The sequence below is a fragment of the Fimbriimonadaceae bacterium genome, assembly GCA_019454125.1.
GTDB lineage: Bacteria > Armatimonadota > Fimbriimonadia > Fimbriimonadales > Fimbriimonadaceae > JALHNM01.
The window spans coordinates 1,830,008-1,853,664 of record CP075365.1 but is presented as its reverse complement, the minus strand read 5'-3'; the positions used below and the strand labels follow the sequence as shown (position 1 = coordinate 1,853,664).

Here is a 23,657-nt window from a genome sequence, read left to right as displayed (position 1 = left end):
TCGAGAAATCGACCGGCCCGGTTTCTTTTTTAGGAACGGGGGCTAGCGCGCTTCGACGAGCTCGCGGAGGTCGGCGTCGTCGACCTCGCTCTTGGTGTCCGCCATGACCAGAAACTTCTCGTAAAGCGACTCAAACCGCTCCTCCGGGAAGTTGAAGCCGAGCTCGCCCAGACGGTGGCGAAGGCCGTGCCGGCCCGAGCGCGCGGTCAAAATGATCTCGCTTTTTTCCGCGCCGACCAGTTCAGGCGCGATGATCTCGTAGGTCGAGCGCTCCTTCAAGACGCCGTCTTGGTGGATGCCGCTGGAGTGGGCATAGGCGTTCGCCCCGACCACGGCCTTGTTGCGTTGCACGATCATGCCCGTGTGGCGAGAAACCAACCGAGAGATGTTAAGCAACTGCTTGCTGTCGATCGAAGTCTCCAGCCCAAACTTGTCCTTCCGGATCTGGAGGGCCATGACGACCTCTTCCAGCGAGGTGTTGCCCGCGCGTTCGCCGATGCCGTTCACCGTCACTTCGACCTGGCGGGCGCCCCCGAGGACCCCGCCAAGGGTGTTCGCTGTCGCCATGCCGAGATCGTTATGGCAGTGGCAGCTGAAGACGGCTTTGTCACTGTTCGGAACGTTCGCAATGATCCCCGCGAAAAGGTTTTGGTATTCGTCCGGTGTCGTGTAGCCGGTGGTGTCCGGCACGTTCACGACGGTCGCGCCCGCGGCGATCACCGCTTCGACGACGCGGTACACGTACTCGCGGTCGGCCCGGCCAGAGTCTTCCATGAAGTACTCGACGTCGTCCACGAAGTTACGGGCCAGCTTCACGGCCTTGACGCCCGTTTCCAGCGCCTGCTCTCGCGACATCTTGAGTTTGAACTCAAGGTGGTTGTCGCTCACCCCGAGGCCCGTGTGGATGCGCGGCCGCTCCGCCGGCTTGAGCGCCTCCGCCGCCACTTCGATGTCCTTCTCCCGGGCGCGGGTCAGACCGCATACGGTGACGCCCTTGAGTTCCCTGGAAAGCGTGCTCACGCTCTCGAAGTCGCCAGGGGAACTGATCGGGAACCCGGCCTCGATGACGTTCACGCCGAGCTCCACCAGCGCTCGTCCGATCTCCAGCTTCTGCGCCATGTCGAGCCTCACCCCGGGGCTCTGCTCGCCGTCGCGGAGGGTGGTGTCGAAGACGTACACCTGGTCAGCCATCCGTCTATTATACGGGCTCGCGGTGAGCGTGCCAGCAAAAGTTTGGCGAAAGGGGTTAGCCCAGACCTCTTATCCGCGCCTGGCGCAGCGCCAGGAAAGCGCGCCAATCCCAAGCGTCGGGGTCGTCCGAGGCTCGCAGGCAGCCTTCGGCCGAGAGGCGCGCCGCCAGATCGGCCAGCTTTGACGCGACCCGGTCGGATCTCAGGAAATCTGCGTCGTCATAGGGTCGGATCACCGTGCACCGCGCGCACACGGCGCGCAGATTGATCGGGCGGTTTCACCCACTGCCGGTGTGGTCGACCGTCGTCGCCGCGGCTCCGCAAACCTGGCACTTGCCGTCCTCGCGCTTGATGGCCTGGGCGATGGCGCGGGGCGGGGCGATCGCGAGCCGGCGGGGGTATCCGCCCCCGAGGAGGTGCCAAAGTTTTTGGCCGAGGGCCGCTTGGCGTTCCGGGTCGCGCACCGCGCCGCTTGCGATCGCGGAGCGCAACTGCCGGACGAAGGCCGCTTCTTCCTTGCAACCCTCGCTGCAATAGGGGCTCCGTGAACTGAGGCACGGCGCGGCGCAATTGGGGCAGGCGGTCGGTTCAGGGGAGAAAGGGACGCCCGCGCCTGGAGCAGCCTCCAGCAACAGCCAAAGGACGGCCCTGGTGCGCTCGTCCATATCCTCCCCTTCGAGCAGGACGCTTCGGGGCGGGAGCACCACTTCGATCGGGGCGAGGAGGGAAGCCATTCCTAACTATGCAGGACGGGGGCAGCACCCGATATAGGCCGCCACGGGCCCCGGGCAAAGAACCGGTTTTGCGCCAGGTCCCGAATTCGCGTGTAACACTTAGAGTGTGCGACCCGTTGCTTTTGCCTTGCTTGTGCTTCCTGCCGTCTCCTTCGCCACCGTGCTCTATGACGGCGCGTCGAACGTTCTGCCTAGCCAATCTCCCTGGGTCTGGGGCTACGCCGGGACTGGTGGCGTCGTGACCCCGCCCAACGGCAGCCAGAAGACCACTCTCGACACCACGGCCGCTCTCGTGGGCCAAGCCGGGTGGATCAACGTCAGCCTCGCTCCATTGGACGCGGCGAAGGGGTACAGCGTCACCTTCGACGTTCGGCTGGTCTCCGAGACGCACGTCTCCTACGACCGCGCCGGTCTCGCGGTCATCGTGATCGGCCAGGACAAGAAAGGGCTGGAACTCTCGTTTTGGCCGGATCGCGTGTGGGCGCAAGACGACTCCCCCTTATTCGTCCATGCGGAAGAGGCCCTGCTTAATACAACTGCGTTCGGACTGGGCCGGGCGAACCTGCGAAGGTGCACGCTGCACTTCTTCGGCGGCTCGTACACGCTCTTTGTCGACGGAGCTTACGTCTTGGGAGGGCCGCGTCGAGACTACACCGCGTTTGCGGGCTTCCCGAACCCCTACATCATCCCCAACGTGCTCTTCGTCGGTGACAACACGACCTCCGCCCAGGCTCGGCTTGAGTGGTCGCATTGGTCGGTGCGGACCGGTGCCGGGCCGATACCCGCGCCAGGAAAGGCGGGAATCACGATCCAATAGAAAGGGGGAGCCGGGTTGACGGCTCCCTTGAGCGGTAGGGCCAGCTCAGCGTCCGTCTGAGCCCGCGAGCTTGACAAGCTTGTTATAGAGGCCAAAGATCAGGAGCGTGGGCGCCCATTGGCCGATGAAGTTCGCGGTGTCTTTTTTCTTGCTCATTTCGAGGAAGAGAGAAACACCCATGGCGCCGAGCGCGGCCCAAAGGAACGTGTCGGACGGCAACTTCGCCGTCTGCTTTTCGATCGTTCGGGCCAGGGGCCCCTCGCGATGCTCCGCGCGGGGTTCCGTCTGCGGAGAGTCTTCCAGTTTCGAAGTCATAGAACCTGTGTTCATGCCTACATGGAACGAGATCCCTTGCAAGAATAGTGTGAAAAGGGGGCCCTTTGCGGCAGTGCGAATGGACGGCCGAGCGCAGAAAGGGCCCTGAATCGGCCGTAGCCGAATCCAAGGCCCCCAGTGCACTTACGGATTGATCGTGACGTTCGCCAGGTCGATGCTGCTCGTCCAGTCGCTCGCGCTGGTCGGGCCGGTCTGCTTTACGGTCAGGCGGGTGCGGACCGTCTTGTTGCCCGCCTGCACGAACCGGTCCGGATTGGGAGCGATTGCGGTGAGCGTCGTCGGCGTCGTCGGCGCAGGGCCGGTCTGCAGAGTGACCCAGCTATTAGCGACCCAATCGAACGCTTCGATGGCTTGGGTCAGCCCGGAGGTGCTGACGCTGTGCCGCACGGTGACGCGGAGACGGCTGATGTCCTCCCAGCGGCCGTCCGCATCGAACTCCACGTTGATCGGAGGCTCGGATTGGTTCGGGACGACGCCCTTGCCGATTCGGAGGACATTGCCGTCCTCGACGAGCAAGTCGGGGAGGTCGCCGCCCACGTTCCGACCCCGGAAGATGCGGAACGCCGTGGTGTCCCGCTTGACCTGGGTCGCCTCGGTCACGTCCACGATGAAGAGGCCGCGCTGCATGTCGCTGATCGCGCAGACGCCGCTCGGCAAGAACGGATAGTTGCCCCAGCTGCCCGCGTACTGCTTAGGATCGCCGTTCGGATAGGTATCGAAGAAGCCGCAGAGCCGCGGGTTCAAGGGGTTGTCGTTCGCGTCGAAGATCCAAAAGCCGCTCGTGTAGTTCGAGTGGAAGATGAAGTTGTTCTTGTTGTAAAGGTTGTGGTCGATCGTCGGGCGGTTGTTGGAGTAGGTGGCGACGAGGTCGGCCGTCTCAAGCACGCTAACGTCGAACACAAGGGTCCGCACGGTCGGCAACCCGTTAGACTCGTCGAACTCGTCGTTGACGTAGAAGTACTTCAAGTCCGGGCTCAACCAGCCTTGGTGGCAATAGCCGACGAAGGGGTAGGAGACGCGTCGAATCAGGGTGACGGCGTTCTTGTTCGTCACGTCCCAGATCTCAAGGCCGCGGCCCTCGCCGCCGCCGAAGAAGATCTGCTTGCCTGCATATCGCCCGCTGGTGTAGGTGTGGACCTGCGTCTCGTGCTGATAGACGTTGGTGAGGCTGTTCTGCCCGACGCGCACGGGGTTCAGCGGATTGGTAAGGTCCCAGCACATGGTGGTCCCGCTGCCTTCGTTCGCGCCACAGGCGTAAAGGAAGCCGCTCGTCTGGTCGACGTGGAGCGTGTGCGTGCGGCCCGGGTTCGAGATGGTGCGGACCAGGGTCGCGACCCCGTTGTCAATGTTGCTCAGGTCGATGACCTGGATGCCGCTGCCCGAATTCTCGGTGCCGACGTACATCGCGTTGCGGTAAGTCTTGATGTCGGACCAGATCCCGCCGCTGGAGTGGGCCACGCGGGTGACGATCGTCGGGTTCTCGTTGTTCGTGACCTCCACGATCGTCGTGTTGCGGTCCGTGCCCATCAACACGTACTCACGGCCGCTCGGGCTTACATAGCCCCAGCACGTGTTGCCGCTACCCGCTTGCAACTCGGAGAGCGTGAACTGGCGGATCAGTCGGATCTTGTCAAACTGGTACTGAGCTAGGGCGGAGCCTGCGGACACCGCTAGAGTGGCCAACAGCAAGAAAAGGCGGGTTGGAGCCATGGCAGGCTGTATTGTGCGCTCCAGGGGCCTGAAAAGTTCATCTGCCCGGAAGAGTCCCATAAAAATGCAGGGAGTTCAAAATCCCTCTCTAACGATTTCTTCGCTTGAACGGAAGCGCTTGGTGCGGACCTCTCAAGGGACTAGTCCTTGTGCGGCGCCGATGCCGCGGTCGCGCCGGCGCGGTAAGGTGCGCCTGTGACTACGGTCGAGGTGTTGCGAGAGGCGGCGGCGGACGCCTTCGGGCAGCTGGCCCGCGCATGCGAGGGCCTGGCCCAACCCCAGGCTTGGGGGCTCCCCCCGCTGCGGCCCGAGGAGTGGCTGAACACAGACGGCTCAGTCCACGGGATCGTCCTCCACGTGGCGGGGGGCAAGAAGGCGTTCGGCAGCATCGCCTTCCGGGGCGGCGAGCTGCGCTGGCGCGACATCGCGGACGAGTTGGAGGCCGCCGAGAAGACCTGGGAGACTGCCCGGACCTACCTGGCCGAAGCGCACCGCTACTGGTTGGACTCGTGGGCGCACCTCGATGGGGAAGGGTTGCGGGCCGAGGCGCCCCACTTCTCCGGGCAGCGGTGGCCGGTATGGCGGATCGTCCAGACCGTGACCTTGCACGACGCCTACCACGCGGGACAGGTGGCCTTAGTCCGCGCCGTGGCCCCGCCCTCGGATATGCCTCCGCCCTCGGCCGCCGAAGACGTCCGCACCCACTGCTGCGAGCTCCCTAACTGGTGAGCGGCCGCCTCTCCAGGGGCAGGTCCTCAGCCCCTTTCCCCCGCGAAAGTCAAGGGCCTGGCCGTCGCCGACCAGGCCCTGGGTCCCGAAGCGCGCGCCTCTTAGGCCGCCTTCTTCTTGGTGCTCGGAACCTGGCCCGAGTCTTCGACCGAGAGCGCGACCGTCTGCAGCGGGAGGGTCACGATATCGGTCGCCTGGCCCGTGCCCGTGCGCACGAAGCGGTAGCCCACGGCATAGAAGCCCGCCGGCACCGTCGCGACGAAGTCCAGGTTGTTGGTGGCCAGCACCTTGAACCCCGCGGAAGCATAGCCTTCAGGGTTCGGCCTCCGGTTGCGGCTGGGCAGCCGCTGGATGAGGAACTCGGTCGTCACGCCCAGCGAGTTCGGCCCGCTGCCCGTGAAGGTGATCTGCCCCGTCCCCGCCGTGGCCGAGACCGTGATGGTGTCGCCCGTGAAGTCCGTAGTCGGAGGGGCCAGCGGAAGCGACCCGTTCGGCGCGATCTGCAAGAACTTGACCGCCAGCTCCACAAACGCGCTGATCCCGCTCAGCGTGTAGCTTTCGCCCGTCACCGGGTTGCTCCGCTGCTGGGTCTTGCCAAAGGCGTTCCATGCGGCCGCCTGCTGGCTCGTCATGTTCTCAAAGGTCTTCGCGGCCTTGGACAGATAACTGCGGATCGCCCGCTGTCCGTTCGTCTTCGGGTTCTTCACGGATGCCTTGATTCTCACCGTCGGCCCGACCTCGGCGGCCGAAAAGACGATTGTGCCGATCTTGCCTCGTACTTCTTCGACGAGTGCGCTGTAAGCGATCTTTGCCATGTGCTCTTTCGCCCCCAGCGCCCACCCCCGCAAAGCGGAACACAGCCACCCAGAGGCCCTCACGAGCCTCATTCCGTACTTCGGTCTGGACACGGGTCCTTTGGGTACCGTGGGCTTGGCCTCTTGACTTTGTCAGCTATTGCGGGTTGCGATCGTAACCGCCACCGTAAAGCGTCACTCGACGGCTATAACCGTGTCCCAGCCACCGTACTGGCTCAAACCCTCGTGGCTCTCGAGGCCTGTGTATCTCAAAGAAGAGTCTTCATACCGTCGAAAAGCGAACACAGCTTGGTTCATCTGCTCGGTGTTGAACACCTTAAGCTGCACCAGGAGATGGAAGTCCTGGATACTCAACCCGGTGACCGCTATGAACAACTCGGGCTCAATCCGCAATATGACGTCTTGCAGGGTGTTCTCTCGATAGTCCGTCAGGTACATGAAAGCGGGAATCCGAGTGGCAAACTTGATGAGCTTTTCTTGAACTCGCTTTCTCTTCGACTTGAGCTCCCTCTCTTCTTCCAAGAGCTGTCGCTGGTCGCCGTCGGTGAGCTCTCCATTTTTGCCCTTGTTCTTCAACTCTTTGACTTTGTCGTTCTTGTTGATGATCGTCTCGATGACGTTGTCCCCCAGCGCACGCCATCCTTCGATCCGTTCTACGGCGGCCATCGCCTCTGGGCTATTCATGATCCTCCGGAGCGTATCGTTATTGACATTCACTAAAAGGGCGCTCTCCCACTTGCGAGCCAGCAGCGTCGCCGAGGTACCCGCCATCGCAATGTCCAGAATGCCCCCGGCATCGATCTGAGTCATGTTCGCCCCGTCATAAGCAAGCACGGGGAGGAAGGAAACCAAGTCGCGTACTGCGTTCTCGGGGTTCGGCTCGTTGGGACTTAGCCCGATGGCATAGTCAGAGAGCTGCCGAAGGGCGCGAGTCGGGGCGAAGTCGAACACGAAGCAGATCGGCTTCAAGACCTCTTCTTCGTTCGGGTTGTCCCCGTTCGGATTCTTGATTGACCAGGGCGACTGGACGCGGAACGCGGACTGGAAGTAAGTTTCCGGCGACTTCAGGTTCTTCAGCATCAGGATTGACGACCACTCTTTAACTGTGACCCCCGTCGTCAACTTGCCGCAAGAAAGGGTGATCGTCTTGGTGTCAAATCCGCTTCCGATCGCTCGACGGACTGGCGGTAACGCGGCCAGCCCGATTCCTGCCTCCGCCCCTGCCGCCACGATGACTTTGTAGTCGTGCCAAAACGTGTTCTGCTTTTCTCCCAGCAGGTTCTCCATGGCGTGGCAAGCCGCCACGCTTGGCAAGAACCAGAACGAGTGCTGAAGGTAGGGCAGGAGGCGCACGTCTGAATAAGGAAAGGGCGGCCGAGTGCCCGCCTTGAGGTGCTCGACTTCCTTAGGCAGATATCCGCCCCGAATAATGTCGAGCCACTTCTGCACTTCGCTCTTGTGCTTAAACTGGGCCAGGATCCCCCGCCCCTCAGCCTCAAAGAAGGCGTTGAGGTCGAACTCGTCGAACTCACCCGCGCTCGCGACGGCGAGAAGCTCCTCCGGCATTTGGTATGTGAGGAGGCGCATTTGGGGCAGTGCGCCATAGGGGTTCCAGTCACCGGGGTTCTCGACTGCGAAACGCTCTTTTGCCCGTTGCTCGTCCGTATACGTCCAGTTGAAGATCTGCTCCTCAATAAACTCGCCGGTCGCAAGCGCACGGAACGGGGTGCCGGAGAGGTAAAGATACGCCCTTGTCGTGATCGGCAAGAACTCCGGTTCCGCCTCAGAGAGCTCGACGAACTCTTCATTGACGTCCTCGAGCCCCGCGCCATACTCGAGCTTGGCCTCCCTCTTGGCGACCGCCTCGTCCTCGCCTTCAAAGAGCTCCCTAGCCGTATCTCGCCAGGCGCCGAAGTGGTACTCGTCGAAGACGACCAAGTCCCAGTTCACCGCATGGAGCCACTCGTTCTTCGGCTTGATGTAGCCAACGGCGTCTGTCCCGAGCAGGTCTTGGAACGAACCGAAGTAGACGAGGGGCTGGGATTTGTCCGCTGAGGTCGGGTCGCCACCGCTGTTTCGCGAGAGGTATTGCCACCCGTCAAAATCGACGTGGGATTCCAAGTCCGTCTGCCAGGCGTCCTCTACCGCCGGCTTGAACGTGACCACGAGCACCCGCTTGGCCCCAAGCTTTTTGGCGAGTTGGTACGTGGCGAAGGTCTTGCCAAATCGCATCTTTGCATTCCACAAGAAACGGGGAACCGCCTTCTCGTCTTCTTGCCACCGTGACCTGTAGTAGGCTGCCGTTATCGCCACCGCCTCGGCCTGTTCTGGCCGCATCGGGAACGTCAGGTGGTGGGTGCCCGTGAAGCGTTGGCCTGTCCGAAGTTCGGTCAGGGCTGTCCGTACATCGGCAACAGAGCACCGCACCCATTCCAACTGCTCGTTGGCGAAGCCCTTGCGGACAAGAGCAGCCCGCACCTGGTGGTCGGTAAGGACAGAGCCGTCCTCACACGCGGCCGACTCGTCCAGCTCAATAGTGTAGTTTTGAATCGCGGCCGTCTTCAGCTGCTCCGCGACCCGCTGCCGGACATCTCGGGTCGTTTGCCCGACCTTCAGAAGACCTTGATGGGCTTCGTCAGCGATGGAGTAGGCGTAGATGCTAGGGATCGACGCAGGCTTCGGAGTTAGCAACCGATCGATTGTCTGCTTCTTCATCGGGAGAGCTACTTTAATGTGTAGAGCTTATCAAGCTCTTCAAGAACAGCGGAGGAGTAGAACTTCTTGCTTGAAGACTTCGGGTTTCCGGGATCTAGTCGGCGTACGTTAACTAACCTTGGCTCGACCTCTAATGGCTTTCGTCTTTCGTGATACAGCTGATTCTCCTTGAAGCCAGCGTAGCGTTTGCTGCACCTGTCGGTAAGTTCCCTGTAGTCCCAGGGGTAGCGCTCTCGAACCTGTTCTTCTGTCAATACGACGGGGACAGCGCTAGGATCATTACTTGATCGTACAGGAGTGGCTGAAACCGTCTTAGACCTAATGAAGCGCGTCTCAACGTTTATCGCAACGGCGTATCGCGCGGCCGGATCAGCCCCTGGTTCGATAAGGGATCTCAAGTATCGCACAAACCCATCCTCTTCGCGGCTCAGAGTTATGGCTTGGACCGACTTCGGAGCGGACACGAAGGACAGCGGCATTAAATAAAAATTGTGCTGTGATAAATCGGCGTCAAACCAGTCCTGGACGGCGGATACGAAGTTCTTTAAGCTGCCCATGCCAACCTCTAGCAAATGCTCCTCAAACTTCGGGCTGTGATGGTAGAAGTGAACAGATGTATCGCGGAGTTCGATCAGAGCCTCCAAGTTTCTCCTGCACGGCTCCGTGATGGCGCCCGATTCAGTTAGCTTCTTAGCAAGGTGATCGATTGCGAGAGTCATCGGATTCCCCGATCTTGTTCTCTTATACGGCGAATTCGACCGGCTACTGGTTCGAACATATAGGCTTGATCTCCTGTTACTGTGGTCAAGCAGCCACTTCGCCTTCAATAACAACTCCCATGCGTTGACAGCTAAAATTGTGAAGCTTTCAGCGCGATACCTAGAATCAGGCTTATTGTATGCATCAATGGCCGCGATCATGGCCGCGATCGAGCGATCAAGCAATGTTCGTGACCGAGACTTCATCTAGCCACCGTGGTCTGCAAGTTCTCTGAACAAGTCAAGATCCATTGGCCTGACGATCTTCTCGATGAAGGCTTTTTCCTCCGAAGTAACTTGGTATTTCGCGTAAAGTTCTTCGTCCGTCCACTCGTGCGTCCATTCCTGTAATGGCACAAATTTATACACACGCCTCGGCGTATCTGCTGACGGCTTTCGCATTAAGATAAGGAACCGCGTTAGTCGGCAAGCTAAGTACGAGAGAACGCTTTCGGCTTCCGTCTTCGAGCTCAGTGGGCCAACGCAAAGATAGGTCTCGGAGCAGATCGTGCCCGGCTCTCCGATAAATGGTGTGCTGATTATGCGATGGGGATATGTGTCTCGATTTCCGGTTCCCGGCGCAGCGCGGCCGATATAAACCTTCCAGTGATCAAGTAGCTCCCGACCCGTCAGAATCGACGCCCCGGCAATGAACCCGACTCCACTGTTCTGATGGACTAAGATGTCACCATCGTCCGCCATTCGGCGTCCTCTAAACGTTGTGTCCAGACCAAAAGGTTTTCGGGAGCTAACAAGGCTATCAAATCTCTTCGCCGCCGACAGGGCCAACGTTTCGCTCTGTTGCGTTTCGACCTGGACGACCTTTTTTAAGATAGAGAGGCCCTCGTTGAAACGGATAAATACGTCCGCGCCCTCCTCCAAGAGTGGTCTAGCTGTAGTCAAAACAGGCCAGTCCTTATAGTGGGTCGATATCTCACACTTGCCTCGAAAGTCCCGGTTCCAAAGAAAGTAGCAGACGCCACCCTTCAGTCCAACACCCGGAAATACGTCGGCAGCACTCAGGTAATCGTTCAGAGTGCGAATGCGGTCGTCCCTTAACATCGAAGCTCGAAATTCCTCCAACCTCTTTCCACCCGAGAACCACCGCGACGGGATGACCATTGTTAGATAACGTGGCTCCAATTTTTTCGCCTGTTCGACAAAAAGTTGGTAGATCGGTGCCGCACTCGTGCCAAAACCCCCGTCGTCCAATTGGTACGGCGGGTTTCCTATAATCACATCGAATTGCATGTCTTTACCAAAGATTTCGGCCACGCGGGCCTTAATGTCGTCCGTATGAATGAACGCATAAGCATGGCTTTCTAGTCCTTCGCCTCGGTCGAGCGTCTCCTGGCTGGCACCACAGTACTTGCACTTCGCTCCCCGCCAAGAGTGCTCCTCTCGCTTGAACCACACGTTCCCGTCGTCGCAGTCGAATATCTTGGCGATGGAGTGCTTGCCCGTCGCATGTTTTGAGCAGTACACGCTCCGTCGGGCGAGCATCGCCGTCAGTTGGGTGATCGCGATCCCGAACACCTGTTGGGACAGGATATGGTCGACCCGTTCCTGGAGATCGGGTATCGCCTCGGCAAGGCCGTCGACGAGCCGCCGTGTGATCTCCCGCAGGAAGACGCCCGACTTCGTGCATGGGTCAAGGAATCGTACCGTCTTGTCCGACCAGATATCCGCCCCGCCGTGGTCTGTTGCCCACGCCTCCGCCACCGTGTCGAGCATCCGATTGGCAAACTCCGGAGGGGTGAATACCTCGTCGTTCGAGAGGTTGGCGATGCAACTGAGGACGTCCGGGTTCCGGCCCTTGATCTTGAATCCCGCTTGCAGGCTCACGCCGCCTCCGCTTGGGCCAGGGCCGCCATCTCGGCGATCGTCATGGGCGGGAAGGTGCGCTCGGGCGTGAAAATCGCGTCCTTCCCTTTGTCTGCCCACAGCGATCCTGTCTCTTGGGCCGTTGATGCTTGGCTATAGGCCGCCGCTTGGGTGAGCGTCTTCAAGCTGAAGTCCCGTCGCTGGAACTTGCCCTTGCCGAGGTAGCCCCACTCCGCAAAGCAGATCGGCTTGCGCTGGTGCGTGGTCATCTTCATGGCGTCCCCGTGCACGATGTTCAGCGAGAGGACGTAGGAAGCCGCCCAGTAGAGGTCGTCGGTCGCCTCGAGGTTCAGGTATTCAGTGATGACCTCCAAGAGGTTTGCCCGGCACTCGGCGATGTTGTCCTCCAACAGCTCGATGCCATAGATGCACATGAGCGCAAAGAGCGCGAACTGCCGCCGTTCGAAGTCCGACTTGCCGTACTTCGCCTCCACCGCCGCCAGCTTCCGCTTCAGGATCGGCACAAGAAAGTTCCCGCTGCCGCAAGCCGGCTCAAGAAACCGAGAGTCGATCCTCTCCGTCTCGCCTTTGACGAGGTCAAGCATGGCCTCGACCAACCACGCCGGAGTGAACACCTCCCCGTGCTCGGCGACCCTATCTTTCGACTTGATGAGCTTCACGTACTCTCCTCATAAGGTGCATCGCCTGCAAACTAGCTTACTTCGGCCCGGCCGTGGTCGAATTCTTAGCCGTGCCTTTGGTGCGGACCCGGCAATAAGTCCTCGGTTGACCGGAAGCTCGAGTGTCCATCCGTGTTCTGTCGCCGATTATCCCCGAAGCATGGCTCAGCCGCCTTTCGTTCACGACAGCCGACCGAGGATGCTCGGGTACCGCCGGAAGTGTACACTCGCGAGTGAACGATGGGTGATGACTGCTCCGACGTGCCCTCTTTTGGGGAAGCCCTCCGAGCCGACCGAGTGGCACGAGGTTTGACCCTACGCAAGTTCGCCACTGCCGTTGGGGTTAGCCCAACCTACATAAGCGGCGTCGAGAACGGGACGATCGCCCCCCCTACGATAGAGCGGCTCCAGGAGATGTGCCGACTGCTTGAGCAGCCCCTTGACCGGTACGTTTCTTTGGCCGGACGGTGGCAAGATGTCGCCCGGGATCAGGTCGGAGAACAAACAGAAATGCTCCAGTTGTTTCGTGCCGTTCAAGATATGACACCCGAGCAAGTCCGTCGAGTCACAGAAGCGGCGCGTCAACTGAAGGCGGACGAGGGGGCAGGGAGCAACGATGGCTCCTGATTTCTTGGTAGGCGTGGAGTTCCTCCCTGAAGCGCGCCTGGAGCGCCGAGTGGCCGACTTGCTTGCTCGCTATCACCGGTGCCAGGGTGCGCCCTGTGGCTTCCCCATCCCCGTCGACGAGATGGTGGAGATTGTCGAAGGCGTACCCGTCGTGTCCTTCTCGCCACCAGACCGCTTTGGTAACGACGTTCTGGGGGCCTACGTATTCCCTGAGAAGACCATTTACATCAACGACCAGATAAACCATGAGGGCCGCCGCCGGTTTACTCTTGCCCACGAGTACGGCCACCACTTGCTCCACGGACCCTTCTATGGTCAGCTCGCGCTCGACTTTTGCCCCGGAGCCGCAAATCAGCACACTGCTGTCTGGCGCGGGGTCGTGGACAAGTACGACCAGGTTGAGGCTCAGGCCAATAAATTCGCGGCTCATCTCTTGATGCCGTCGGATCTGACAACAAGGGAGTTCCGCCACCTTGCGAGCCAGCTCGGGATCGAAGTGGCACTGCACACTTTCGCCGACCTGGCCAAAGTGAGCCGGGCAGCGGCCAGGATCCGGCTGGGGCAACTCAGCCTTCTTCCCTCGACAAAGAAAGTTTAGCGAGAGAGGCGCATCGATCCAAGCTCATCCGACGTCATAATGTTCAGTGAGCACTGAACGGTGGACGAGTGTCGGGATTTCAGTCATGGGGAATCCCGGTTCAGCCCTTCTTGCAGGCCCCTTCCCGAGTCAGGGCCGTGTTCAGGCGACCGAAAGCGACTTGGGAAGGAGGAACATCAAGCACCATGGACACATGGAAGATCTACCAAGACTCGCGGAACGAATGGCGATGGACGCGCTACGCGCCTAACGGCCAGATCGTCGGCGCATCGACCGAGGGGTACAGGAACCGCGCTGACTGCGTGGCGAACGCCCGGCGAAACGGCTACACCGGCAACTAACCCGGACGACCTCAAAGACTACCCGTCCCCAACGTTTGGGGGCGGGCTATCCATCCTCCGGTGCCTGTTCCTTTGCCTTTATCTGGCTCCGTCACCACCAGGGGCGGGGGGGCCAGGTTGTGGATTGCACGGCCGCGAGCTTTTCGGCCACGTCGGCGGGGTTGGTGGCGTCGCAGCCGGCGTTTGGGAGTCCGGTCGCCGCGTCCACGACCAGGACGGTGATGGTCGGGGCGTGCATGGCGCGGCACTGTTCCTGGATAACGCCAAGGGGTTGGGAAAGCACTCGGGGGTGGCAGCCGATGGCCTGGGCGGCCTCTCCGTAGGTCACCTTCTCCCGGTCTTTGGCGAGCACCTCGTCGCGCAGGTAGCGATAGACCTCCCTGGCCCTCGACTGGGAGAGGGTGGTGTAGGGGAGGAGCGCCAGTCGCGAGCCTTCCCGTCGGCCCTCGTCGTCCAATGGCAGATGCCTCTTGTCGCTTGCTTCCCTCGTGGTGCCTGGCTCTGGACCGGTCGGCTTGCGGTCGGCTGGCGGTCTCGACCCTGCGGGTGTCCCGCCTTCTTCACTGGCAGTATGGCCGGGGCCAAAGTCGTTCGTCAAGCCGGGCGGGCGGTGGGTTTGGGCGGGGGGCACATGCCTTCAAACTGCCTACAACATGCCTACATGCTGCCTACAAACCGGGTTTGTAGGCATCTCGTGGGCCTCTCGACGGCGTGTTGAGGGCAGAAGAGGCGGCCGACAATTGACTTATGGCAAAGGGAGCACCGGGCGCGCTGGTCTCGGACGTGGCAGGTCAAGTTGGCGGCATCGTCGTCGTCAACGGCGCGGGCGGGCTCGTCTTTCGGCGTCCGCCTCGGTTTCGGCGCGTGCTGGCCCCGACCCAGCGGGCGGCGGCGGAGCGGATGCGGCAGGTATCGGCGGTGTGGCAGGAGTTGGGCCACGACGGGGCCCGGGCTTGGGACGACTATGCGGCGACGGTGGTGCGGCTGAACCGGCTGACCGGCGGCGAGTACCGGCCCAGCGGCTTCAACGCTTTCTGCGCCTTGGGGACCAAGGTGCTGCAGGTCGACCCCACGGCCGAGGTGCCCGTGGCGCCACCTTCTTCGGAGTTCACCGGCGATCCGGTGACGTTCACGGTGTCGGTCGCGGAGGCGCTCTCCACCCCTCCCCCCTACCCCCTCCCCAAGCCTGGGAGCAGCGGCTCCTCGTCCACCCCTCCCCCCTGCCCCCTCCCCAAGCCTGGGGAGGGGGTGTTGGTGGTGCAGGCGAGCGGGCCGAACCTGCCGGGGTCGGTCACCGAGATCCTTCTGGAGCGGTTGCCGAACGTGCGGCGCAAGCCGACCGGCCGCTTCGCCTCGGCCGCTTTCCACCGGTTCGAGCCCGGGGCGCTCTCTTACACGCTGCCGGTCGAGCCGGGAGTGTACGTCGTCGCGACCCGTTTCGTACGCGCGGCCACGGGGCAGCAGACCGGGGTTCTGGTCGTGGGAAGGGTGTCAGTGGCTAGCGGTTAGGGGGATCCTCACTCCCCGCCCCTCCCCAAGCGTGTGGAGCGGCGGCGCATCGTTTGCCCCTCCCCCTGCCCCCTCCCCAAGCGTGGGGAGGGAAGTGCTTCTTTTGCCCCTCCCCCCTTCCCCCTCCCCAAGCCTGGGGAGGGAAGTGCTTCTTTTGCCCCTCCCCCCTTCCCCCTCCCCAAGCGTGGGGAGGGAAGTGCTTCTTTTGCCCCTCCCCCCTGCCCCCTCCCCAAGCGTGGGGAGGGAAGTGTTTCTTTTGCCCCTCCCCCCTTCCCCCTCCCCAAGCGTGGGGAGGGGGTTTAAGCGTTCATCTGGAGCAAGCCCTCGACCGCCTGCTCCAGGGGCTGGGGAGGGAAGTGCCCTTAGCGGCGGGGCGTCCATCCCCTCCCCCCTTCCCCCTCCCCAAGCGTGGGGAGGGAAGTGCTTCTTTTGCCCCTCCCCCCTGCCCCCTCCCCAAGCGTGGGGAGGGGGTTTTAAGGGTGCATCTGGAGCCTCCCCAAGCCTGGGAGCGGCGGTGTGTCCATCCCCTCCCCCTTCCCCCTCCCCAAGCGTGGGGAGGGGGCTTAAGCGTGCATCTGGAGCCTCCCCAAGCGTGGGGAGGGAAGTGCTTCTTTTGCCCCTCCCCCCTTCCCCCTCCCCAAGCGTGGGGAGGGGGTTTAAGCGTGCATCTGGAGCAAGTGCTCGACCGCCTGCTCCAGGGGCTGGGAGCGGCCTTCTGACACAAGCCGCTCGAACTCCGCGTCCCCGATCAATCCCCGCGCTCGGGCGGTGTTCTCGTCGATGTCCCGCTGTTCCGAGGGTTCGGGCGGGGCGCCGAGGGCTTCGCGCAGGGCGGCGGCCGCCCCCAAGAGTCGGGCCGCGAGTTCCGCCTCGCCCCCAATGACGCTCAGGATCGCGAACGCCTCGAGCGAGCCGGCGATCCCGAGGCGGTCGCCGAGGTCCCTTCTCACCCGGAGACCCTCCGCCTGGTGGCGGCTGGCGGCGGCCGTGTCCCCCAGCGAGAGCGCCAAGTAGCCGAGCTGGGCGTGGGTGTCGGACTCGATCGTGCGGCTGCCGGTCTCCTTTTGAATGGCGAGGCTCCGTTCAAAGAAGGCCCTGGCCGCGTCCGTGTCGCCCTGCTCGTGCGCGACAAGCCCGAGGTTTAGGAGCGCGGTGGCGACTCCGACCCGGTCTCCGAGCTCCGTGCGGATCTGGAGGCACGCTTCCAGGTAGGCGCGGGCCGCCTGGTTGTCACCGTTTGCGCTGGCGGCGATCCCGAGGTTGTTGAGGGCGTTCGCCTCCCCGGACCGGTCTCCGATCTCCTGTCGGATGGCCAGGCTCTCCTCATAGTGGGCCTGTGCGGTCTCGTAGTCGCCCAGGTTGTGGACCACGTTGCCGAGGTTGTCGAGCGAAGCGGCTGTCCCATACTTGTCCCCAATGTCGCGGCGGATGGCGAGGCTCTCCTCGTAGGAGCCGCGCGCGGAGGGGAAGTCGCCCAGGACCTTGGCCACGTTCCCGAGGTTGTTGAGAAGGCTGGCGAGGCCCTGCCGGTCGGCGAGCGCCCTGTACTCGGCCAGGCTGTCCTCGAAGCTCGCGCGCGCGGCCGAGAACTCGCCCTGCATGAAATCGAGGACGCCCGCCCCGTTGAGGGCCTCCGCCCGGGCCGGATCGGGCCCCTCCCCGCTCGCAAGGGCCAGGGCTTGGCGGCACCAGTTCCTGCCCTCGGTGAAGTGGCCCCTGGCCATCCAGAACCTCCACAAGGCCCCGCACAGCCGGAGGGCCTGCGCCGGGTCCGCCTCCCCCGTGCTCCACTCGAGGGCGGCGCGCAGGTTGTCGTGCTCTTGTTCCAGCCGGTTCAACCACTCCGCTTGGCCCGCTCCTTTGAGCTGGGGCTCCGCTTCTTCGGCCAGGGCCAGGAAGAAGTCTCGGTGCCGGGAACGGACGGCCGCCCCTTCGCCCCCTCCGTCCAGTTTCTCCCTCGCGTACTGGCGCACCGACTCGAGCAGCCGGTAGCGCATGGCGTCGCCCAACGGTTCGGGGACGACCAGGCTCTTGTCGACCAGGCTGGTCAGCAGGTCCAGGGTCTCCCAGTCCTCAATCTCCTTGCCGGAAACGACGCGCTCGGTCGCCTCCAGCGTCCACCCTCCGGCGAAGACGGACAGCCGGGCCAGCAGGAGCCGCTCCTGCGGGCTCAGCAGGTCGTAGCTCCAGTCGATGAGGGAGCGCAGGGTCTGCTGCCTGGGCAGGGCGGTCCGGGACCCGCCCGTGAGGAGCCGGAAGCGGGAGTCGAGCCTCTCCGAGATCTCTTCGGCGGTCAGGCTTCGCACCCGCGCGGCGGCGAGCTCAATGGCGAGCGGGATGCCGTCGAGGCGGTGACAGATCGAGGCGACCGCCGGTGCGTTGTCGTTCGTGACCTGGAACCCGGCGTGGACCGAGACGGCTCGATCGACGAAGAGGCGGACGGCCTCGAAGAGGGCGAGGGCCTCGGGGGACCGGTCTTGCGCCGGGTTCGGCAGCGAGAGCGAGGGCACCCGGAAGGTCGTCTCGCCGGAGATGCCGAGGGGCTCGCGACTCGTCGTCAGCACCTTGACCCCGGGGCACTCGCGGAGCACGGCGTCGGCAAGGCGCGCGGCGGCGTCCAGCAAGTGCTCGCAGTTGTCGAGGACGAGGAGGAGCTGCTTGGCTCCAAGGAACTCGACGAGCGTCCGCAGGACCGGCCTGCCGGCCTCCTCGGCAAGGTCGAGGGCCTGCGCCGTGGCCTGCGGCACCAGCCCTGGGTCGGCCAGCGCCGCCAACTCGACGAGCCAGACGCCATCCTCGAAGCGGTCGATCGCGTCAGCCGCAGCCTGCAAGGCGAGCCGCGTCTTGCCCGTGCCGCCCGAGCCGGTCAGGGTCACGAGGCGCTTCGCCTGCAAGAGGCTGTGGACGGCCGCGAGCTCGCTGTCCCTTCCGATGAAGCTCGTAACCTGGAGGGGCAGGTTGTGCCGGAGCTCAGGGTTGTCGAGCGAGCGGATCGGGGGGAAGTCGGAGGGCAGGTCTGGGAAGCAGGCTTGGAACACCGTCTCCGGGCGCCCGAGGTCCTTGAGGCGGTGCTCGCCGAGGCTCTTGACGGTCGTGCCGGGTGGGAGCCGGTCGCGGATGAGCTCGTAAGTCGCCACCGAGAGCAGAGTCTGGCCACCGGAGGCGGTCGCAAGGAGGCGGGCGACCCGGTTGAGGGGCTGGCCGAAGTAGTCGCCGTCGCGCTCCTCGACCACCCCCGTGTGCAGGGCCATGCGGACGCGCAAGGGGGAGGCGACCCCGCCTTCGTCGATCGTGACCTCGATGAGCCCCCGCTGGGCGGCGGAGGCAGCCTCCAAGGCGCCGCGAGGGTCGGTGAACACGGAGTAGAAGGCGTCGCCCACGGTCTTGAAAACGGCGCCTCCGTGCCCCTCTATGCAGGCGCGCAACAGGGCGTCGTGCCTCGCCAACGCCACCCGCATGGCGTCGGGCCTCTCCTGCCAAAGGCGCGTCGAGCCCTCGATGTCCGTGAACAGGAAGCTGTACGTATTGGAGTCTGCCGCCATAGGATCGCCCGACGACGAAGCCGGTGCCCGTCTCGCGTCCTGTATTCTAACCGGCAACCACAGGATCGACCCTCCGGGCACCAACGCCCGGCGTAACGTTCCCCCCGCGCTCCCTCTGGATCGGACCGCGCCCTCGGCCGCACGACGGACATAATCTGCCTATGCTCTCAGCGATCCGGCTGGTGCATACGCTGATCTATCTGGTGATGGCGGGGTCGGTCGTCTACATCCTCTACTGCGGGATCGTCGCCCGCATTGGCACCGGCACGTACATCGCTTTGGGCTTGGTGGTCGTCGAGTGCGTCGTCTTCGTCGGCAACGGCATGAAGTGCCCCTTGACGACCCTGGCGAAGGAGCACGGAGCCGAAAAGGGATACGTCTTCGACGCGTTCATCCCCGAGCGCCTTACCCGTTACACGGTTCCGACCTTCGGAACCCTCTTCGCGCTCGCCCTTGCCCTCCTCCTGTACCGAGCCCTTTCTTAGGTTCCGGCCCCCCTCTCCTTCGCGGAGGGAGAGGGGGCTCTGCGGCACACCGATCCCTGAGGCCGGGGAGGGGGTCAGGGGCGGGATCGGTGCTGCGCGGCTTGGTCGCGCTGGAAGCCGGTCATGCGGTCGGCCCAGGCCTTGGCAGGCAAGGCGTCGGCGGGCAGCCTGTCCTCCCAAGAGCGGAGCACTTTGTAGTCGCGGAAACGAGCGCGGGTGGCCTTGACCTCCCAATCGAAGCGGTAGTTGCCCCGCCCCCCGCCAATCTCGCCGACTGTGATCCCGCCGAGGCCTTTGCGCTCATAGGCGAGGCCTTTGGAGCTCAAGGAGCCTGGCGTGAGGATCACCGTGATGCTGTCGCCGTCGGCCAGCACCCGGAAGTGTTGGGGGAGCTCGATGATGGCCCGGCCGTTCACGAGCTGGCCCGTACCGCGCACGTACATCGCCGCCTCCGGCCCTTCGATGCAAGCGTAGACGATGTCGGTCGATGGGTCGTCGGGGTTGACCTCTATGAAGTTCTTGACGGTGGCGACCATCCGGGAGGTCGTGTCACTCGTGCGCAGGAAGCCGCCGGTGAATGTGTTACCGGCGTTGTTCAACGTTGTGATCCCTAGGACCTCGTTGCCGCTCTCATTGATCGGGCCGAGGTAGATCCCTCTCGAGGAATTTGTCCCGTCAAGTTCGATGACGCCGTTGAGGCCGGAGAAGTGGGTGCGGACAGACTTGTTGGCGGATTGAGCCAGGACGGAGCTTTGGAACAGGGCCGATCCGGAAACGTCCAGCAATCCTTGCGGCGAGGACGTCCCAATGCCGAGACGGCCCGTGCCCGTCAACCGCATCGTCTCGTTAAAGCTCAGCGCGTTCCCGGTGCCGAAGCCGATCGAGGAGGTCGAGAAATCCGAGAAGATCCGCATCTGATTGTCGGCGATGCCCAGTCCGTAAACGCTGCCGGACTGCCCATAGAGGACGACCTTGTTACCAAGGGTGTTCGGGAAGGAAAGCGGATAGTTGGGCGAGACGCCGAGGCCGACCCTGCTGGCAATGAGACGACCGTCGAGGTTTGCGTTGCCGACTTGTGCCGTCCCAGGGGTGGAAGGTTGCAGTTGCACGAATCCCGGCAGACCGCCACCGACCTGGGCGACGACCGGGGAAGCGGCCAGGGCCGTGACGACGAGGGAGAAAGAAGCGAGTTTGAAAGCGCGAGTTTTCATGGGGCCACCCGCATTTTGAAGAAGTGCGTACACGATAAAACAAGCTTTCCGCGCGCGGGCGGCGACTTTCATTCTTCTGGCGCCCTTCGGCCCCATCTGGGGGTTGGGAGGCGACTGCCATAGAATTTTAGGCCGTCCTCAGTAAAGATTGCGTATAGTGACGGGTACGGAATCCTTCCGAGGAACTCTCATGACACGTCCCTTGCGTCCGGCAACAGCCTTCTTGGCGCTCGCACTCCCGAGTCTCGTCCTTCCGTTCGATCTGGAGGTCCAGCAGGTCAGCTGGCTCCGTGAGAACCTCACGGTCTACCACGCGAGCTCGGACACGGGGCAGTACGTCTTCCGACTCGAGCGGCAGGATTTCGACCGAATGGCGTATGACCCGGAGACCGACCAGTACGTCGGCTACCTCAACGTCCTGGCCTCAAACTCGGTGTTCGGCCCCGCGCAGTGGGTGGTCAAGAACCTCACGGTCGTCCTGCGCGACGGGGCCGACCTCGTCGGACGGGAGGCCTGGACGCTCGAGGCGCCGCTCCCGTGCGCGTCGATCGAGTTCCTAGGAGCCTGCTGGACCGTGGCCTCGTTCGGGAGCGAGCCCCTTTTTGACGCCCCGTCCGGGAGTCGGACGTTCTCGCCCGTGACCCAGGTCACGCACCTCGCAGGTGGAGGACTCAACGAGCAGTTCCCTCGACCTTGGGTGAACACGACCGCCGCCCATGACCTGGCGGTCTTCGCTTCCGGGCGTGGGCCCGTGCCCAGGCCGTTCCCGCTCGATCTTCACGGGTACACGTTGGGCGACGCGGGCGAGAAGCCCGGCGAGCGGGTCGCGATCGGCATCAAGGAGACCGAGGTCGAAAAGGTCGATGAGGCCCCGTGGATGTGCACCCCCGCTTCTTCGGCCCGGTCGCTTAAGTACCTGGTCAAGTTGGGCAAGATCACGCTGGAAGACGACGTCCAAACAATTACCGACGCCCTTAAGACAGACTACAAGACCGGTGCCAACGCGTTAAACGTCTCTGGCACGATCTTTAGCGACGCTCTTGCGGGGGCCAAGGCCTACAGCGATCGGAAGAGGCTCGGGCTCGATATCCGATACGAGCAGTTCGCCCGCAACGTCCTCGACGACCTCAAGGACGGGGCGGACTTGACGATGAACTACGCGATCTTCCAGTGGAAAGGCACCGCTCTGAACCCGATCAAGGTCCCCATCGAAGGGCACACCGCCTTTGTGACAGGGATCACCCCGTTCAAGGACCGTAGCGGCGCGGTCCAGTACTACCTGGTCGATACGCTCAGCGACATCAACCAAGGCAACCGGAAGGCGGAGAACGTTAAGAGGACGTACAGAGTCGAGGAGAACGGCACGACCTTGACGGTCTTGAACGAGCGGGGTCAACCGATCGTATTCGGACAAGTCGACGATCGTTCGGGGTTCTTGATCAAGAAGAAGCCGTAAGCTCAAACCGCCGGAATTGTCGATCGCCAACAGCGGAGCTTGGCAAGGCGTTCCCCCCTCTCCCTCGCGGAAGGAGGGGCTTGGGTGCCGAAGACATCGCTCCGGCCACGTGCCACCGCCAAATCTAAGGATTTAGGCGGTATTGTCCACGTTCTATTGCCAATCCCCGTTAGCCAGGGTGTAAGGCCTTGAAGGGTACACAGACCCGTCGTGCGCACTTTGGCACTTTACAGAAGTCGGCCCCTCGATATAGATTGTCGACTGACACTTGACCGTGGAAATGCTGTCTAGCGGGTCGTACCAGCTGTTAACCTGAGCATATGCGGCAACTTGGTGCTTCGAGCTTAATATAAAAGAAGCACCGATAGTCGTGTCGATGACGATAGCAGGAAGATAATCGACCGGGCCAGTCTTGAGCGACCAGGTAAATCCTGACTGCTGCCCGGCTGCGCTTAACGTTCCAGAGGCCGTGGCGTCGGCACGCCAATCCGGCAAAGAACACCGCCAGCCCACAGACGGTACGAATCCGATCCTCAGGCGCACCGGGCTCCCATGGGGCCGGGACTGAGAAGTCACGTGGACACGGTCATAAGTCTCGACCCACGATTTGGCTTGACTGTTTACGATCGGGTCTGGCCGGTTGATAGAACTCGCTACGTAGGCGTCGGACGAAGCGGAAGGATGGCAGATGTTAGTCGTTGCGAGTGCTTGTCCAAACGACAAGTTTCTAGAGACGTACGCGTATGCGTGATCAGGCTGGTATTGCACATATTGCCATGCAACCTTCGTAAAGCCAACATCGTACAGTTCGACGCTAGCAAATGCATAAGCGTATGTGTCTGCAGACCCCACAGTAGCAAGGCCAAGAGCCAGGAAACTTATCGTTGCACGGAAGCAAAGAGTCGAAGAGTGTTTCATTATGAGCCCTTGCGGCCTAATCAGTCCCGGCTAGAGTTCCTGGATGAATTGGTCGCTGAAGACCAAAGCGACGACCCCTTCCATCTTCGGGCCCGTTACTGGAAACCGACGGAACGCAAATTCCCCCGTAACATACCTCGGCGCATGGTCGGGATGATGTCCTGTGAATCCCGAATTCCGGTGGCCTGCGTGCCATTCGTGCGACGATATCGCCCACGAAACCCTGACTCCAGTACATGGCAACCGGTCTCCCGCAACCGAAGTTTTCGAGTTGCACGGCTCCGTTCAGGAGCACAACGCCTGACTGAGGTCCGGGGGCACCCCGGTGCGAGGCCCGGGGCCTTCACCGCTTTCTTAGCCAAACGGTTAGCTTCTTTACCGAACCCTTATCAGTCGCTCCGTTGTTCGCATCATGCCTTTCACCTTGCATGAGAACGTCGTTCGCTGCATCGCTATGGCCGGCATCGGATTGCTTGCCACAGGGTGCTTCGTAGAGGACAGTGACCCCGACACGGTCATCAATCCGCCCGCCAAGGTCGAGGTGAACCCTCCCGCCCAGCCGCCCGATGTGAACGTTCATGTCGAGGACAAGACTCCGGACGTGGTTATCGAGGACAAGACCCCTGACCCGCCCGCAGGGACGACCGGCGGCTAGCACCGCC

General features: G+C 62.6%; 22 protein-coding genes. 9 read left to right on the top strand and 13 right to left on the bottom strand.

From position 1 onward, the window contains the following. Positions 1-42: 42 nt before the first annotated feature. Genes KF733_09155 through KF733_09145 form a run of 3 tightly spaced genes read right to left on the bottom strand, consistent with a single transcriptional unit; the run spans position 43 to position 1,924 of the window. Positions 43-1,191: a 2-isopropylmalate synthase gene (locus tag KF733_09155; GenBank protein ID QYK55171.1), complete on the bottom strand. Its 1,149-nt coding sequence runs from the start codon at positions 1,189-1,191 to the stop codon at positions 43-45. 55 nt (positions 1,192-1,246) lie between these two features. Then, positions 1,247-1,444 (bottom strand): hypothetical protein, encoded by a 198-nt coding sequence (locus tag KF733_09150; GenBank protein ID QYK55170.1) that lies wholly within the window; start codon positions 1,442-1,444, stop codon positions 1,247-1,249. A 24-nt stretch (positions 1,445-1,468) separates the two neighbouring features. Continuing rightward, a complete protein-coding gene (locus KF733_09145; GenBank protein ID QYK55169.1) occupies positions 1,469-1,924 on the bottom strand; it encodes a hypothetical protein in 456 nt (151 codons plus the stop codon). A gap of 106 nt (positions 1,925-2,030) precedes the next feature. On the opposite strand from KF733_09145, the gene KF733_09140 reads away from it, so the two are divergent. Beyond that, entirely contained in the window at positions 2,031-2,741 is a 711-nt protein-coding gene (locus KF733_09140; protein QYK55168.1) for a hypothetical protein, read from the top strand. A gap of 45 nt (positions 2,742-2,786) precedes the next feature. Here KF733_09140 and KF733_09135 read toward each other — a convergent pair whose 3' ends face one another. Both KF733_09135 and KF733_09130 read right to left on the bottom strand, forming a co-directional pair. Further along, complete coding sequence (locus KF733_09135) at positions 2,787-3,071, bottom strand: hypothetical protein (GenBank protein ID QYK55167.1); 285 nt, start codon at positions 3,069-3,071, stop codon at positions 2,787-2,789. Between the two features lie 129 nt (positions 3,072-3,200). Next, complete coding sequence (locus KF733_09130) at positions 3,201-4,787, bottom strand: choice-of-anchor B family protein (GenBank protein QYK55166.1); 1,587 nt, start codon at positions 4,785-4,787, stop codon at positions 3,201-3,203. Positions 4,788-4,982: 195 nt separating this feature from the next. On the opposite strand from KF733_09130, the gene KF733_09125 reads away from it, so the two are divergent. Beyond that, on the top strand, positions 4,983-5,516 hold the full coding sequence (locus tag KF733_09125) for a hypothetical protein (GenBank protein ID QYK55165.1): 534 nt from the start codon (positions 4,983-4,985) through the stop codon (positions 5,514-5,516). Between the two features lie 101 nt (positions 5,517-5,617). Here the strand turns inward: KF733_09125 and KF733_09120 are convergent, their stop codons facing one another. The 5 genes from KF733_09120 to KF733_09100 all read right to left on the bottom strand — a co-directional run bounded on the left by KF733_09120 (position 5,618) and on the right by KF733_09100 (position 12,308). Beyond that, a complete protein-coding gene (locus tag KF733_09120) occupies positions 5,618-6,331 on the bottom strand; it encodes a hypothetical protein (protein ID QYK55164.1) in 714 nt (237 codons plus the stop codon). A 174-nt stretch (positions 6,332-6,505) separates the two neighbouring features. Next, positions 6,506-9,046: a hypothetical protein gene (locus KF733_09115; protein QYK55163.1), complete on the bottom strand. Its 2,541-nt coding sequence runs from the start codon at positions 9,044-9,046 to the stop codon at positions 6,506-6,508. A gap of 8 nt (positions 9,047-9,054) precedes the next feature. Continuing rightward, positions 9,055-9,966, bottom strand: coding sequence for a DUF3644 domain-containing protein (locus tag KF733_09110; protein QYK55162.1), 912 nt, complete (start codon positions 9,964-9,966; stop codon positions 9,055-9,057). 45 nt (positions 9,967-10,011) lie between these two features. Continuing rightward, positions 10,012-11,649: an Eco57I restriction-modification methylase domain-containing protein gene (locus KF733_09105; GenBank protein QYK55161.1), complete on the bottom strand. Its 1,638-nt coding sequence runs from the start codon at positions 11,647-11,649 to the stop codon at positions 10,012-10,014. After that, positions 11,646-12,308: an N-6 DNA methylase gene (locus tag KF733_09100; GenBank protein ID QYK55160.1), complete on the bottom strand. Its 663-nt coding sequence runs from the start codon at positions 12,306-12,308 to the stop codon at positions 11,646-11,648. Before KF733_09100 ends, KF733_09105 begins: the two co-directional genes overlap by 4 nt. A 309-nt stretch (positions 12,309-12,617) precedes the next feature. Here KF733_09100 and KF733_09095 point away from each other — a divergent pair, with 309 nt between their 5' ends. The 3 genes from KF733_09095 to KF733_09085 all read left to right on the top strand — a co-directional run bounded on the left by KF733_09095 (position 12,618) and on the right by KF733_09085 (position 13,874). Next, positions 12,618-12,935 carry a helix-turn-helix domain-containing protein gene (locus tag KF733_09095; protein QYK55159.1) on the top strand — a complete coding sequence of 106 codons (318 nt, stop codon included), beginning with the start codon at positions 12,618-12,620 and terminating at the stop codon, positions 12,933-12,935. Continuing rightward, positions 12,925-13,533, top strand: coding sequence for an ImmA/IrrE family metallo-endopeptidase (locus KF733_09090; protein ID QYK55158.1), 609 nt, complete (start codon positions 12,925-12,927; stop codon positions 13,531-13,533). The genes KF733_09095 and KF733_09090 overlap by 11 nt, the downstream gene beginning before the upstream one ends. A 185-nt stretch (positions 13,534-13,718) precedes the next feature. After that, a complete protein-coding gene (locus tag KF733_09085; protein ID QYK55157.1) occupies positions 13,719-13,874 on the top strand; it encodes a DUF1508 domain-containing protein in 156 nt (51 codons plus the stop codon). Positions 13,875-13,965: 91 nt separating this feature from the next. On the opposite strand, the gene KF733_09080 is transcribed toward KF733_09085, so the two are convergent. Beyond that, positions 13,966-14,331 (bottom strand): hypothetical protein, encoded by a 366-nt coding sequence (locus KF733_09080; protein ID QYK55156.1) that lies wholly within the window; start codon positions 14,329-14,331, stop codon positions 13,966-13,968. Positions 14,332-14,621: 290 nt separating this feature from the next. On the opposite strand from KF733_09080, the gene KF733_09075 reads away from it, so the two are divergent. Then, on the top strand, positions 14,622-15,383 hold the full coding sequence (locus KF733_09075) for a hypothetical protein (protein ID QYK55155.1): 762 nt from the start codon (positions 14,622-14,624) through the stop codon (positions 15,381-15,383). A gap of 656 nt (positions 15,384-16,039) precedes the next feature. Here KF733_09075 and KF733_09070 read toward each other — a convergent pair. Further along, positions 16,040-18,925 carry a tetratricopeptide repeat protein gene (locus tag KF733_09070; protein ID QYK55154.1) on the bottom strand — a complete coding sequence of 962 codons (2,886 nt, stop codon included), beginning with the start codon at positions 18,923-18,925 and terminating at the stop codon, positions 16,040-16,042. A gap of 161 nt (positions 18,926-19,086) precedes the next feature. On the opposite strand from KF733_09070, the gene KF733_09065 reads away from it, so the two are divergent. Then, positions 19,087-19,410, top strand: coding sequence for a hypothetical protein (locus tag KF733_09065; GenBank protein QYK55153.1), 324 nt, complete (start codon positions 19,087-19,089; stop codon positions 19,408-19,410). Between the two features lie 74 nt (positions 19,411-19,484). On the opposite strand, the gene KF733_09060 is transcribed toward KF733_09065, so the two are convergent. Beyond that, positions 19,485-20,621, bottom strand: a complete 1,137-nt coding sequence (locus tag KF733_09060; protein ID QYK55152.1) for a hypothetical protein — start codon at positions 20,619-20,621, stop codon at positions 19,485-19,487. Positions 20,622-20,823: 202 nt separating this feature from the next. Here KF733_09060 and KF733_09055 point away from each other — a divergent pair, with 202 nt between their 5' ends. Then, positions 20,824-22,077: a hypothetical protein gene (locus tag KF733_09055; GenBank protein QYK55151.1), complete on the top strand. Its 1,254-nt coding sequence runs from the start codon at positions 20,824-20,826 to the stop codon at positions 22,075-22,077. 1,330 nt (positions 22,078-23,407) lie between these two features. Next, positions 23,408-23,650 (top strand): hypothetical protein, encoded by a 243-nt coding sequence (locus tag KF733_09050; GenBank protein QYK55150.1) that lies wholly within the window; start codon positions 23,408-23,410, stop codon positions 23,648-23,650. Positions 23,651-23,657: the final 7 nt, after the last annotated feature.

Coding starts and splice junctions, on each gene's coding strand:
- KF733_09060 (QYK55152.1), bottom strand. CDS start 20,621: ATGAAAACTCGCGCTTTCAAACTCGCTTCTTTCTCCCTCGTCGTCACG.
- KF733_09075 (QYK55155.1), top strand. CDS start 14,622: ATGGCAAAGGGAGCACCGGGCGCGCTGGTCTCGGACGTGGCAGGTCAA.
- KF733_09050 (QYK55150.1), top strand. CDS start 23,408: ATGCCTTTCACCTTGCATGAGAACGTCGTTCGCTGCATCGCTATGGCC.
- KF733_09085 (QYK55157.1), top strand. CDS start 13,719: ATGGACACATGGAAGATCTACCAAGACTCGCGGAACGAATGGCGATGG.
- KF733_09130 (QYK55166.1), bottom strand. CDS start 4,787: ATGGCTCCAACCCGCCTTTTCTTGCTGTTGGCCACTCTAGCGGTGTCC.
- KF733_09110 (QYK55162.1), bottom strand. CDS start 9,966: ATGATCGCGGCCATTGATGCATACAATAAGCCTGATTCTAGGTATCGC.
- KF733_09115 (QYK55163.1), bottom strand. CDS start 9,046: ATGAAGAAGCAGACAATCGATCGGTTGCTAACTCCGAAGCCTGCGTCG.
- KF733_09090 (QYK55158.1), top strand. CDS start 12,925: ATGGCTCCTGATTTCTTGGTAGGCGTGGAGTTCCTCCCTGAAGCGCGC.
- KF733_09070 (QYK55154.1), bottom strand. CDS start 18,925: ATGGCGGCAGACTCCAATACGTACAGCTTCCTGTTCACGGACATCGAG.
- KF733_09135 (QYK55167.1), bottom strand. CDS start 3,071: ATGAACACAGGTTCTATGACTTCGAAACTGGAAGACTCTCCGCAGACG.
- KF733_09065 (QYK55153.1), top strand. CDS start 19,087: ATGCTCTCAGCGATCCGGCTGGTGCATACGCTGATCTATCTGGTGATG.
- KF733_09155 (QYK55171.1), bottom strand. CDS start 1,191: ATGGCTGACCAGGTGTACGTCTTCGACACCACCCTCCGCGACGGCGAG.
- KF733_09120 (QYK55164.1), bottom strand. CDS start 6,331: ATGGCAAAGATCGCTTACAGCGCACTCGTCGAAGAAGTACGAGGCAAG.
- KF733_09145 (QYK55169.1), bottom strand. CDS start 1,924: ATGGCTTCCCTCCTCGCCCCGATCGAAGTGGTGCTCCCGCCCCGAAGC.